We start from the raw sequence: 13,204 nt of genomic DNA, 5'->3' as shown, positions 1-13,204 counted from the left end.
TGCCCACACTTATCGGTTGTTCAATTGTTAAAGAGCGTCTCGACTTCCTGTCGATTCCAGAATTATAACACACTCCGGAAGATCCTGCAACTTACTGCGATTTGCCAGAAGTTACTGCTTTTTCTGACCGCGTTCGGCGCTTTTACAGCACCGCCGCCTCGCACTTCCCGCTGTCCGTTCGTTTGTTCGTTCAGCAAAGAAGCGAGATTATGCATCGCATTTTTTACGCTGTCAAACCCGTCTTCGCAAAAACACCTGTAAATGACCACTTATCTGGACGAGATACGCTGAAACTGAACCAAAATTTTCAACTAACCATTTGAAAAACAATAATTATTTAAAATAATTCGAAGACACACAATTTTTTCGGATTTTTCTGTCTTTTCGCCAGCGTGTGTCGGCACAAGCCCTGCAACTCCCGTAGACTCTCGGATGACATCAACATATCTGCAGCACAACAACATGGAATCTGGCCTGACTGAAGACATTCTCATCAACGTGACACCTTTTGAGACGCGAGTCGCACTTGTCGCCCAGGGAGAGGTTCAGGAATTGCACCTTGAACGTACGATACAGCGCGGCCAGGTCGGGAGCATCCGGCTTGGCAAGGTCGTGCGTGTCCTTCCTGGAATGCAAAGCGCGTTTATAGAGATCGGACTAGAGCGGGCCGCATTCATTCATATTGCGGACGTTCGAGAAAACAGATTCGAACGCAACTCCGGCCAAGCCATCACCCCCATTGAGAAGCTTCTTTTCGAGGGACAGACAGTCATGGTTCAGGTGATCAAGGACCCTCTGGGCACCAAAGGCGCCCGACTCTCTACCCAGATCAGCCTGGCGGGACGACTACTTGTCTATTTGCCACACGATCCACACATCGGCGTCTCTCAACGCATCGGGGGTGAAGCGGACAGACAGAGACTGCGCGAAATGGTGCAGGAACTGATGCCGGAAGACGCCACGGGTGGCTTTATCGTTCGGACCCAGGCCGAGGATGCACCACGAGAAGCGATCTGCGCAGACATTGAGTATCTGCTTCACTTATGGCGCAACATTCAATCTGCGGCCAAGACATCCCCCGCGCCCAGTGTGCTCTACCAGGACTTGACGCTATCTCAACGCGTACTGCGTGACATGGTCGGGCCTCGCACACATCAGATCCTGGTAGATTCCCGCGCGGAATCATTAAACATGCGCCAGTGGTCGCAGATCTATAGTCCCACCGTCACGGAGCGGATCAAGCACTTTTCTGGTGAACGTGCACTTTTCGATACCGCAAATGTCGAGGAAGAGATCAAGCGGGCGCTATCAAGAAGAGTTGCACTCAAGTCTGGTGGTTACCTCATCATCGACCAGACAGAAGCGCTGACAACCATTGACGTCAATACCGGCGGGTTTGTCGGCGGCAGGAATTTCGATGACACGATTTTCAGAAACAATCTCGAAGCAGCGCAGGCCATCGCAAGACAGCTACGACTCAGGAATCTGGGCGGGATCATCGTCGTGGACTTCATTGACATGGCAGATGAGGAACACCGCCAGGCAGTACTCGAAGCATTGAAGCGTAGCGTTGCTGAGGACAGAACCCGGACCACAGTCAGTCACTTCAGCCAGCTAGGTCTGGTGGAGATGACTCGCAAGCGCACACGCGATGCATTAGTCAATCAGCTGTGCGAACCTTGCCCCACGTGCGATAGCAGAGGAAAAATTCTCACCGCGAGAAGTGTGTGCTACGAAATCTTGCGAGAGATCCTGAGAGAGGCCCGTCAGTTCAACCCGAAAGAGTTTCGGATTCTGGCCTCGCAGCCGATCGTGGACCTGTTTCTTGAAGAGGAAAGTCAGCACCTGGCCATGCTAGGTGACTTTATTGGCAAGCCCATTTCGCTTGAGGTTTCAAGTGAATGCACGCAGGAGCAGTACGACCTGGTTCTGATCTGAGGAAATTACTCAAGCCCGATCTCAAAAGTACGTCGCTTGAAACCCACCTTCCAGGCGGATCGCTTTGTCTGAAAGGTCCTGTACTTTGTCTTGGCAGGTCACTCAGTGCGCACCGCCAATGCCACGGCGCGCACTGATGAAAGTGCTCGATGACATCACTTCCGGAACTGCATTTTGTAAAGCGCAGCGTAAGCGCCGTCCTTTTCTAACAATTCGCTGTGAGATCCCGTTTCCAGAATTTCTCCGTCATCAAGCACGACAATTCGGTGGGCATTCTGGACGGTTGAAAGCCGATGAGCGATCACCAGCGTGGTGCGTCCTTTCATCAATGTTTCGAGCGAAGCCTGAACCTGACGCTCTGATTCGTTATCCAGGGCTGAAGTCGCCTCATCAAGGATCAGGATAGGCGCATCCTTGATCAATGCACGCGCAATCGCAAGTCGCTGTCGTTGCCCACCGGAGAGCCGGGTCGCGTTCTCTCCGACCTCTGTGTAAAGGCCGTTGGGAAGAGACTCGACAAATGACAACAGATTGGCAGCGGCGAGTGCGTCGCGGATCTGCTGCTCACTCGCATTACCCAAAGTGCCGTAGCCCACGTTCGCTGCAATCGTTCCGTTAAAAAGCACGACATCCTGACTGACCAGAGACAATTGTGAGCGCAGGTTGCGCAACGAAACCTCAGCGATGTCCTGCCCATCAATCCGGATCTGCCCCTGACCAGGATCGACAAATCTCGGAAGCATGTTGACCAGGGTCGTCTTGCCACTGCCTGATCGCCCAACCAAGGCGAGCACCTGCCCGGGCTCCACTGTGAGCGATATGTTCGAGAGCGTGTCGCGCTCAGCATCAGTAAACCGGTGGCTGACTTGATCAAACTCGATCTTTCCTTTCACCTTTCCTGCAAACTGCTTGCCCCTGTCATGGTCTTCGCCCGCATGGTCAACCAGGTCAAACACACTTTCCGCAGAAGCCAGCATCTTCTGCATGTGCCCAACCACATTGGTCAACCGTCTGACCGGATCAAAAATCTGGGCCAAGGCAGCCATGAAAGCCGCAAAACTCCCGACCGTAAGCACACCTGAATCAGCCTCGTGCAAGGCAACGCCGATCGTGATCGCGACAGCAAACGCGATGATCATCTGCGCAATCGGTCTCAATGCTGCGTCCGCAATGGCCGCACGCATCTGGTGACGGCGCTGTCGCCCGTTCACATACTGGAATCTTTCATTCTCGTAGCCATATCCATCAAACAGCTTGATGACACGCTGCCCGGAAATACCCTCATTGACCACTTCGGTCATCTGGGCATTCGTGGCAATCGTTTCGCGATTGATGCGGCGCAGACGTTTCATGAAAATTCGCGACACAAATACAGAAGCAGGCATGATCACCAGGATAATCAGTGCAAGCTGCCATGACATGTAAAAGAGAACACCGAGCAGAGACAGCACCACCAGCGATTCGCGCACAAGGACTGTCATCACGCTGTTCGCGGCGAATGCAATGTTCTGCGCATCCACCGTAAATCTGTTTAGCAAGCGGCCGCTATCACCCTTCTTGTATTCAGAGTCGGGCATCGCAAGCAGGCGGGTGAACATGTCGGCGCGCAACTTGAGCAGCACATTGTTGGCCACCCAGGCCAGGAGATAGTCACTGAAAAACGTGCACACTCCCCTGAAAAAAATCAGCACGATGATGGCAAGAGGCACCTGCCAGACGTAGTCCGGCTTGGCCCCGGTGATGCCCTCATCCAGAAGCGGCTTCATCGCGAGCGCCAGCGTGGGCTGCGTCGCGGCGGCCAGTGCCATGAAGAAAATGGCAACTGCAAGGGCCTTCCAGTACTGACCCACCCTCTCGTAAATACGCCCCCAGACGACATTCTTCAGAGGGTGTTCCGGAGCCGAATCCCGCTTTGACTGCTTCAAATCACTCTACCCTTTATTGTTGGATGTCGCCTCGACCGTCGGACGACTTGATTCACCAAAGGACACTCTTGGAAAAACTCCCGTGATTGTAGCGAGTTGTTCCACGCGCCCGCCAATGAACCGATAGCCGCTACACGGAATGCGTAAGATCGCGTATTCTGCGCGTCATGTTATCGAAGACCACTTCCCTCCCCACAATCGTTGTCCGCCTGCCAAACTGGGTGGGCGATGTCTGCATGGTGATGCCTTGCCTGGCCTGGCTTTCTACATCTGGCTGTCCACTTGTGATCTGTGGCAAACCGTTTGCCAAGGCTTTCATTGACTCGCTCATCGGAGAAGACCCGCAAAGCGAATTCATCGCGCTGACAGGTTCGATCATCCCGGATGCCCGGACGATCCGTCAATCGCTCGCCCACCGGCGTGCAATGACTGGTCGCCATGAGAAGCTGTCCGGATTACTGTTTCCCGACTCGCTCACAAGCGCACTGACATTCCGGCTGGCCGGCATACCGTGTCTGGGGCACCGTGACGACGGACGCAGCCTGCTACTCAGATGGCCAGTGAACAAGTCCGACTCCAAACAACACGCAGTCTTGCGCTGGTATCGTCTGGCACGCATTGCAGCAAAAGAATGGAGGCTGCCGATTCCCTCGCCTTTCCCTGACAAGCCACCGGCTTACTATTACACCCCACCGACGCAGGCCATCCAACGGGTGCAGGAGTGCCTGACCTCGCACGATCTGAATCAGCGTCCCATTGTTCTGATCGCTCCAACCGCGACAGGACTCCATCAGGGCAAGCGCAAAGTCTGGCCGGGCTTTGCGCAGCTGACCGACGCACTCATTGCCAGAGGCTATGCAGTCATCACGTGCCCTCCCGCTCATGAACAGGATCAAGCCCGCAAGGCCGCACCTCGCGCCATGCTGCTCGAGGCATTACCGCTTGACGCGTTTGCGCAACTCACGCGCGTGGCTTCGATCGTCATCTGCAACGACTCAGGGGTCTCTCATATCGCAGCCCTCACGGGTGCATCCCAGATCACTTTGTTCGGTGTGACTGACCCTGCTTTGACAGGCCCCTGGTCAGACAAAGCGATCTGTCTGGGAGCCATGGACGACTGGCCGTCAGTCGATGCTGTCCTTGATGCCTGTGCTGAACAACTTGGCATACAACCCGGCATACCGCATCGACCACAGAACGATGAACAATCGCCTTGCTCATCGATCGGGAATTAAACTACGCACATGTCGACAACCGTTGTGTACAGCCTTCTGTTTGCGCCCAACGTCCTGATTCTGATGGCGATCATCAGTGCGGGACTTTGGCTGCTTCGCTGGCGCAGAACAGCTGTCTGCTTTTTGATTGGCGGCATGCTCTGGGTTCTGCTCTGGTCTTTGCCCATCACGACCGTCATGGCGGGCGGTTATCTGGAGAAACGATATGAGCGTCTCGAACCGGATGCCTATTCGCAGGCCGACGCGATTGTCGTACTAGGCGGCCACATCCAGGGAAACCGTCATAACTGGTTTGAAGAGTACGATCGCAACAAGGTCGTAAGCCGGGAGTCCATGGCTGCCCTGCTTTACCAGGCAGGCCGGTCTGACTTGATTCTGCTCTCAGGCGGGGCGCTCGAAGGCCCGATCAGCGACACTGCCAACATGGCTCGATCACTTCAATCGATGGGTATTCCACCTGAAGCCATTGTTCAGGAAACCCGAAGCCAGAACACGCTCGAGAACGCCAGACTCACGGACGAGACGCTGCGCAGCCTCGAACGTCAGCGAATCTTGCTCGTGACATCAGCCCTGCACATGCCTCGAGCCATGTCTGCATTTGCCGGCCGTCCGATGGAGATCACCGCTGCCCCATTGCCTCCACAGATCATCTGGCCTGCTGATCGGAACAAGTCCATTTTTGCGCCAGATCTTCATACACTGCTTGCGAGTCAGACCATTATCAAGGAATACGCTGGCCTGATCTTGTACTGGATCAGGGCGTTAATATAGGATCCATCTGGATAAAGACCACCCGGAATCATAAAACCCAGGCCGAGTCAGACAGTTTGGTGTCCTGATCATGTTGCGTTGCAGGATGCGCTGTTTTCCTGGCTCATTCCATAACCCACTCATAACCCACTCATAACCCACTCATAATCCACTCATAACCCGTAGATAACCCGCTCGCCTGAGGACCGGCTTCTGACCAGACTGCCTCAGAGGTGAACGGGTTGGAACATCCCACACTGTGTGAAGTTTTAAACAATCCCTGAGCGCCAGACACCGGCCTGTTGTTTCAAGCCGCAGACTTAATTTTGCAGACACCGTTATGACCCGTCAGGACCTGAATTACTCCATTGAGGCTTTTTTGCTGTTTCTTTTCGGACTCTCGATCTGCGTCTGGAAACCCGGCATCTATGTTGCAAGCGGATCAATCCTGTTTTACGCATTGACCAGGCTCTTGACCGATCGAGACTATCGGGATGCCATTTTTGGAAACTGGCTTGGCTGGGCATCGGTTAGCCTGTTTGTCTTCGGGCTGATAGCAACCTGGATCTACCCGGGACTGTACGAGGACGTCTCTTTGTACGCACGCAAGGCAATGTTCATGCTGCTCGTTCCACCTCTGCTGGTTGCGTTCACACAGCAACGAAACCGCCAGGCAGGACTGATCGGACTCTTCATCGGATTCTGGATTGCGAGCATTCTGACTTTCAGCGTAATTGACTGGCCGTGGCATGGCGCTGGCGTCAACGGCACATGGACGGTCGACGTCTGGGGTGTGATCACCGGTTTCCTGGTGTCATTTCTCACACCATTTGCCTTTCACCGACAATCACGCGGCTGGCAGATCTTTTTCGTGGCAAACCTCCTGCTGGCAGTGTTGATGCTGATCATGAGTTCGAGCCGAGGCCCATGGATTGGTGCGTTCGGAGGGATTGGACTCTTCTTGCTGCTGACTCATCGTAAAGCCCTGATTTGGCTTGCAATCGCACTGATCGCTCTGTACTGGCCGGCCAGGCAGATACTTCCAGGTCCCTTTGATGCGTTTGAGACCAGGGTAGTGTCGATCTTTGAAGTCAGAACCAATGATTCCAACTGGGTCCGGATCAATCTTTGGCAACTAGCACTCGCCCATGACCAGGAGAAACTCGAGAACAGCCCGATCACCTTTGTATTTGGGTCTGGCCCTGAGAATCACATTCATGAAGTTCGTGCATTTTTCGAACGAACAGAGGCACTGAGCGACCAGCAAAAAGACTACTTGCGCCAGTTCAACTACCCCGGCAATGATCTCCACAACATGTATCTCGACACCACCGCCAAGATGGGAATCATCTGGACGGCCCTGGCACTGGCCTTTCTGATCAGCTTTTGCGTTCACTGTACAAGACAGGCGACATCTGCTGACAGGCGGCCTCTTGCTTGCCTGCTACTGATGGTGAACTTTCTGATTGTCGGCATGTTCTATGACATCATGCTGCACTTCGCGCCCTTCTTTCTTGTGTTCTTCATGACACTGTCGGCAGGGTCGGCATCAACCGCATCAGATCACAGGTCAAGGCAGGGAAATAACTGCCTTTAATACAGCAGGACTCTTACCGGCACGAAGCCATGAAGTCGAGCACCAGGTACTGCCGCCTGATTTGGCGCATCGAAAGCGGACAGCGTCGCTGGTTCATGCAGCGGGATTGCTATAGCGCCTTCCTGGCAAAGCATGCCATGCAAGACGGGCACAGTCCGTCCCGGCTCGCACGCACGCCTTCAGAACCCCCTGGCTTTAGCCAGGGGATGGTTCAGCACCTGTCTTCAGGCCGATCAGTCCGCCAAACACAGTGACGGCCCGTGTGAACATCAATCGGAACCCGAAGAAACCAGTTGAATGTATGCCTCAGTGAACGCCTCCAGTCTGACGGCATCAATATGCTGCGGTTTGACTGTCGGCGCAAACAAAGTGATCGCCTTGCTCGAGTTCGGATTCCACTCCCGATATTTCAGAACAGTGGGCGTATCCGGGTTGTAAAGACAGATCTGTGGCTTTGACAACCCACTGGCTATGTGAACGGTAGCAGTATCCACCGTCACGATGAAGTCGCTCTGGCGTATGCGCGCAAACAGAAAGTCGACACCATCGCCAGACTCAGGCAGGTAGACTTTGTCATCCGCAAGATCGTCGAGTAACTTACGCATGCGGCTACGTTCGGCGGCTGCGACCAGCAAAACGACTGAATGACCACTTACCTGACGAATGATGCGGATCAACTTTTTCGCGAACTCGTCTGACATTCGTCGATCCCAACCGGCTCCAAGCGGACAAAATCCGGTCACCGCACCAGCCGGCCAGCTCTGCTTCACTTGCGTCTGAATGTCAGCATTGAAAGGAATCACGTACTGCATGTTCTCAGGTGTGATGCCAATCGATTTGAACCAGGGCAACAGTTTGCGGCTGACGTGTTCGGCTTGCACGCGCTTGCCGAGTTTGAAGCTGACGGACTGGACCGAGTCATCGAGCCCGACCACTTCACCAGGTGCGACGCAGCGGATGAACCAGAAATCTCTGGGTTTGAACTGCTCGGTCAGGTGCACAACATAACGAGCGTGTCGAATCTTGCGCGACAGACGCAAGACCTCCAGAAACCCTGGACGCTTGGAGCTGATGATGACATCCTCAACCCCAAAATCTTCTCTGTGCATTTTTGCGAGTGCCACGTGGGTCAGCACAGTGACTTTGAGTTCTGGCCGCGCGCGTCTGATCTCCCGATAAATCCAGGACAGCACAATACTGTCACCTAGCTTGCCGTCCCAGCGCACAAACACAACCTGATCTACAAGGTTGTCGTGCATTTGAGGAGGCCGGTCAAGCAACCCGCGGGTCACCCGGCTTCTGAAGGTGTCGCGCGCGCGTCTGACCTTTTCAATAACGGATCTGTATCGAGCTCGCATCCACCCACTGCGCCAGTTGTTTCATCAATTCGTCTGGCAGGCTCACGCGCCAGTCATCTCCAAGCTTGAGCATGCAGCTTGCCACATCAGATTCGTAAAACACTTCGACGGGAGTCCCGTCAAACTCCGGCGCAAGTCGATAAGGCTCAAGCACCTGCGCGAGCCTGGTTGCATCTGCATTGCCGTTGAACCGGATACTCAATGCCCTCGCCCGCGCCTGACGCATTGCCTGAAGACTGTAAAGATCTTCCACGTTGACTCGCATGCCACCTGAGTAATCGTCGTTGGATACTTTCCCGGTCAGGATCAGCAGCGTGTCCTCACGCAGCCAGCTGCGATTGGCCTCATAAAGCTCGTTATACAACGTAATTTCGATCTGGGCCGTCCCATCATCGATGGTCGCAATCAGCATTTTTCCGCGACGCGTCATCTGCGTTCTGAGTCCAGCAATGGTGCCCGCAAGCCACTGGATCTCTTTTGAAGGCATCACCTGGCTCAGAGGGCGCGGAACCACGCGACGCACCTCTTCTTTCCAGAAATCGAATAAATGCCCGCTGAAGAAAAATCCCAGCGCTGTCTTTTCCTGGGAGAGCTTCTCACGCAGATCCCACGGCGCAACGCTTGCGAGTTCAACCGCGACCAGTTCATCGGTGTCGTCCCCGAAAAGCGACGCCTGCGCAGCGGTTCTTGCCATCTGCTCAGCCGCTTCCATGGCCATTGGCAATGAGGCAAGTAGCGCTGCGCGGTTCGGTTCAACCGAATCGAACGCACCTGCACGAATCATGGCCTCGACACTACGACGGTTGACCACTTGCCGGTTGATTCGTCGGCAGAAATCGAACAATGACTGATACGGTCCCTGGCGATCCCGCTCAGCCACCATGTCTTCAATGGCGGCCTGCCCGACCCCTTTGATCGCCCCCAGACCGTAGCGAATCGTGCGCGGCGGTCTGCCCTTCGCACTGACTTCATCATGAACCGGCTCGAAACGGTAGCCCGATGCATTGATATCCGGTGGCAGAACCAGCACGTTATTGGCCTGGCAATCGCGCCAGAAGGCCTGCACCTTATCGGTGTCATCCATATCGGACGACAGGGTTGCCGCCAGAAACTCGGCTGGATGATGCGCCTTGAGCCAGGCGGTGTGATAGGCGATCAGCGCGTAGGCCGCGGAGTGCGACTTGTTAAAGCCATACCCCGCAAACTTTTCCATGAGATCGAACAGCTTGACCGCCAGTTGCGGATCGTGTCCCTTTTTCCTGGCCCCTTCCTCGAACAGTTCGCGCTGTTTGGCCATCTCTTCGGGCTTCTTCTTGCCCATCGCCCGGCGCAGCAAGTCAGCGCTACCAAGAGAGTATCCCCCGATGATCTGGGAGATCAGCATCACCTGTTCCTGATAAACAATAACGCCATAGGTGCTGCGTAGTGTTGACTCGAGATCAGGATGGAAATAATCGACAGTGGCCTTGCCATGCTTACGTGCCACAAAGTCGAGCACCATGCCCGACTCCAGCGGCCCCGGGCGAAAGAGCGCGAGCACAGCAATCACATCTTCGAAGGTGGTGGGCCGAAGGTTCTTCAAAAGCTCCTTCATCCCCCGCGATTCCAGCTGGAACACGGCCGTGGTGTTGCCTTCGGACAGCAGCCGGTACACCTGCGGATCATCCAGCGTCAGAGACATGATGTCGAACTCGGCCATCCCCGGGTTGAAACGGCGCACGTATCGCACGGCCCAGTCCAGAATGGTCAGGTTTCGCAGCCCCAGAAAGTCGAACTTGACCAGGCCGGCCGCTTCCACATCGTCCTTGTCGAACTGGGACACTGCACTGCCGTCCTGACCCGGCTGGCAGTACAACGGACAAAAATCGGTCAGTTTGCCGGGTGCAATGAGCACGCCTCCGGCGTGCATGCCGATGTTGCGAGTCAGCCCCTCCAGTGGGCGCGCCAGATCAATCAGCGCGCGAACCTCTTCTTCCTTGTCATAACGGGCCTTGAAAGTCGGTTCGTGTTCGAGCGCGCGCTCCAGAGACCAGGGGTCGGCCGGGTTGAACGGAATCAGCTTGGACAGTCCGTCACACAGCATGTAGGGCATATCCAGCACGCGACCGGCATCGCGCACCACCGCCTTGGCCCCGAGTGTGCCAAAGGTTGCAATCTGGCTCACCGCCTCACGCCCGTACTTCTGCTTCACATACTCAATGACCCGTTCACGATTATCCTGACAGAAGTCGATATCGAAGTCAGGCATCGAAACCCGTTCCGGATTCAGAAACCGCTCAAACAGCAAGTCATAGCGAATCGGATCCAGATCGGTGATGCCGAGCGAATACGCAACCAGCGAACCCGCTCCTGAACCCCGGCCAGGTCCAACTGGCACACCGTTGCTCTTGCCCCAGTTAATAAAATCCTGAACGATCAGAAAGTAGCCGGAGAATCCCATCTGGATGATGGTCTTGCATTCCCACTCCAGTCGCTCCTGATACTTGGGCGCTTGTGCCACCCGCTCTTCAGGATGGGGATAAAGCTGCTCCAGACGCCTGGCGAGGCCCTCTTCAGACAGTTGCACCAGATATTGATCGATCGTCAGACCCGGTGGAGTCGGAAACTCTGGCAGTCTGGGTTGCCCGAGGGTAAGAGTCAGGTTGCAACGCATCGCGATGGCGAGCGTGTTCTGCACAGCTGACGGCACATCGGCATACAGTTCAGCCATCTCCTGACTGCTCTTGAAATACTGATCGGCCGTAAAACGACGATTGCGCTTCGGGTTAGTCAGTATCTCTCCTTCCGAAATACAAACCCTCGCCTCGTGTGCGTAGTAATCCTCGGGTTTGAGAAACTGCACCGGATGGGTCGCCACCACGGGTACGTCCAGGGATTCGGCCAGTTCCAGCGTAGCCTGCGTGCAACTCCAGTCCTCATCGTTCTCGGTGCGCTGCAGCTCCAGAAAGTACCGGTCACCCAGCGATTCGCGCCAGGCAAGAGCCAGCTTGCGCGCCGCGTCCGCGTTTCCGGCCAGAAGGCTCTGGCCCACGTCGCCAAGGCGCGCTCCGGACAGGACAATCAACCCCTCGCTCTGCTCGATCCACTCGCGCCTGACCTCGGCCCGTCCACCATGCGAATTGCTCAGCCAGGCCTGTGTCAATATCTCGCACAGACTGCGATACCCTTCATGACTGGCAACCAGAAGTAGAATACGGAATGGCTTGTCCCGATCGCTGTCGTTTGTCACCCAGACATCACTGCCTGCGATAGGTTTCAAGCCGGCGCCCCGCGCTGCCTTGTAGAACTTGATCAACCCGAAGACATTGCCCAGATCGGTCAGTGCAACGGCAGGTTGAGCCAGTTCTCGGGCTCTGGAAACCAGTTCGGGAATACGCACGATGCCGTCCACCACGGAATATTCCGAGTGCACGCGCAGGTGTACAAATGTTGGGGAGTGCAGATCTTCAGCCATAGTGGAGATTGTACTCAAGGAGTCGGATTGAGATTATGAAGTGGCTGATATTGTTTGCGTGGCTCGGGTCCATCCTGTTTGCCCATTACAGAGGCGTCGTCCGCCTTCCATTGAAACGCCAGTTGCTGGATCACTCCATCATTCTCGCCCCGATCAACGCCTTCATGGTGCTCACCTCTCGCGTGCCCACCACGCCATACGTACCGCTGTCACGCATCCCGGAGCTGCAACTGCTGCAGGACAACTGGGAAACCATTCGTGATGAAGCGCTGGCGCTGCAAGCCGAAATCAAGGCACCGGACAAGCACAACGATATCGGATTCAACTCGTTTTTCAAGTACGGCTGGAAGCGCTTCTATCTCAAGTGGTACGACGCCAAGCATCCTTCGGCCGAGGAGCTGTGCCCCAAAACGGTGGAGTTGCTCAACCGCATCCCTTGCGTCAAGGCAGCCATGTTTGCCGAGCTCCCCCCGGGTGGCAAGCTCAATCCGCACCGTGATCCGTATGCCGGTTCGCTGCGCTACCACCTCGGGCTGTCCACGCCGAACGACGACCGTTGCTACATCGACGTGGACGGGATTCGCCACGTCTGGCATGACGGTGAAGGGGTGATTTTTGACGAGACCTACGTGCACGATGCGTACAACAAGTCTGAAACCAACCGCATCATCCTGTTTTGTGACATCGAGAGACCATTGATCTGGCGCTGGGCTGAAAAAGTCAACTACTGGTTCGGGCGGATTTTCATGTCCGCAGCCAGTTCCCCTAATGCCGACTCGGATCAGACCGGATTCATCAACCGACTGACTCACTGGCACTGGGTCATCGACCAGAAGCGGAAAGCCTTCAAGGCAGCCAACCGCCCGCTCTACAAGGCAACCAAAGTTGCCCTGATCGTCCTGGCCATTCTGCTATTCCTTGCAATCTGATTTGACCGCATCGTTTGC

Annotated in this window: 8 protein-coding genes; 5 read left to right on the top strand and 3 right to left on the bottom strand. The window is 55.3% G+C overall.

What is annotated here, in order from left to right; all coding sequences use genetic code 11:
• Positions 1-474: 474 nt before the first annotated feature.
• On the top strand, positions 475-1,938 hold the full coding sequence (gene rng / locus DBV39_RS01675) for a ribonuclease G (protein ID WP_108623026.1): 1,464 nt from the start codon (positions 475-477) through the stop codon (positions 1,936-1,938).
• A gap of 155 nt (positions 1,939-2,093) precedes the next feature.
• Here rng and msbA read toward each other — a convergent pair whose 3' ends face one another.
• A complete protein-coding gene (msbA, locus tag DBV39_RS01670) occupies positions 2,094-3,863 on the bottom strand; it encodes a lipid A export permease/ATP-binding protein MsbA (RefSeq protein ID WP_108620075.1) in 1,770 nt (589 codons plus the stop codon).
• 167 nt (positions 3,864-4,030) lie between these two features.
• Here msbA and DBV39_RS01665 point away from each other — a divergent pair, with 167 nt between their 5' ends.
• From DBV39_RS01665 to DBV39_RS01655, 3 genes are all read left to right on the top strand, one after another.
• On the top strand, positions 4,031-5,098 hold the full coding sequence (locus DBV39_RS01665; RefSeq protein ID WP_108620074.1) for a glycosyltransferase family 9 protein: 1,068 nt from the start codon (positions 4,031-4,033) through the stop codon (positions 5,096-5,098).
• A gap of 9 nt (positions 5,099-5,107) precedes the next feature.
• Entirely contained in the window at positions 5,108-5,869 is a 762-nt protein-coding gene (locus tag DBV39_RS01660; protein ID WP_108620073.1) for a YdcF family protein, read from the top strand.
• A gap of 319 nt (positions 5,870-6,188) precedes the next feature.
• Positions 6,189-7,445 (top strand): O-antigen ligase family protein, encoded by a 1,257-nt coding sequence (locus DBV39_RS01655; RefSeq protein ID WP_108620072.1) that lies wholly within the window; start codon positions 6,189-6,191, stop codon positions 7,443-7,445.
• A 269-nt stretch (positions 7,446-7,714) separates the two neighbouring features.
• Here the strand turns inward: DBV39_RS01655 and DBV39_RS01650 are convergent, their stop codons facing one another.
• Positions 7,715-8,803 carry a glycosyltransferase family 9 protein gene (locus DBV39_RS01650; protein WP_108620071.1) on the bottom strand — a complete coding sequence of 363 codons (1,089 nt, stop codon included), beginning with the start codon at positions 8,801-8,803 and terminating at the stop codon, positions 7,715-7,717.
• Positions 8,775-12,257 carry a DNA polymerase III subunit alpha gene (gene dnaE / locus DBV39_RS01645; RefSeq protein WP_108620070.1) on the bottom strand — a complete coding sequence of 1,161 codons (3,483 nt, stop codon included), beginning with the start codon at positions 12,255-12,257 and terminating at the stop codon, positions 8,775-8,777. The genes DBV39_RS01650 and dnaE overlap by 29 nt, the downstream gene beginning before the upstream one ends.
• A gap of 35 nt (positions 12,258-12,292) precedes the next feature.
• Between dnaE and DBV39_RS01640 the strand changes: the two genes are divergently transcribed.
• Positions 12,293-13,186, top strand: a complete 894-nt coding sequence (locus DBV39_RS01640; protein WP_108620069.1) for an aspartyl/asparaginyl beta-hydroxylase domain-containing protein — start codon at positions 12,293-12,295, stop codon at positions 13,184-13,186.
• Positions 13,187-13,204 lie beyond the last annotated feature (18 nt).

The organism is Orrella marina (assembly GCF_003058465.1).
Taxonomy (GTDB): Bacteria; Pseudomonadota; Gammaproteobacteria; order Burkholderiales; family Burkholderiaceae_B; genus Algicoccus; species Algicoccus marinus.
The sequence above is the reverse complement of the archived record's forward strand: the minus strand, read 5'-3'. Positions and strand labels throughout refer to the sequence as shown.

Excerpts from the sequence above, each read along its gene's own strand:
- DBV39_RS01640 (WP_108620069.1), top strand. The coding sequence starts at position 12,293 with ATGAAGTGGCTGATATTGTTTGCGTGGCTCGGGTCCATCCTGTTTGCC.
- DBV39_RS01650 (WP_108620071.1), bottom strand. The coding sequence starts at position 8,803 with ATGCGAGCTCGATACAGATCCGTTATTGAAAAGGTCAGACGCGCGCGC.
- DBV39_RS01660 (WP_108620073.1), top strand. The coding sequence starts at position 5,108 with ATGTCGACAACCGTTGTGTACAGCCTTCTGTTTGCGCCCAACGTCCTG.
- DBV39_RS01665 (WP_108620074.1), top strand. The coding sequence starts at position 4,031 with ATGTTATCGAAGACCACTTCCCTCCCCACAATCGTTGTCCGCCTGCCA.
- dnaE (WP_108620070.1), bottom strand. The coding sequence starts at position 12,257 with ATGGCTGAAGATCTGCACTCCCCAACATTTGTACACCTGCGCGTGCAC.
- DBV39_RS01655 (WP_108620072.1), top strand. The coding sequence starts at position 6,189 with ATGACCCGTCAGGACCTGAATTACTCCATTGAGGCTTTTTTGCTGTTT.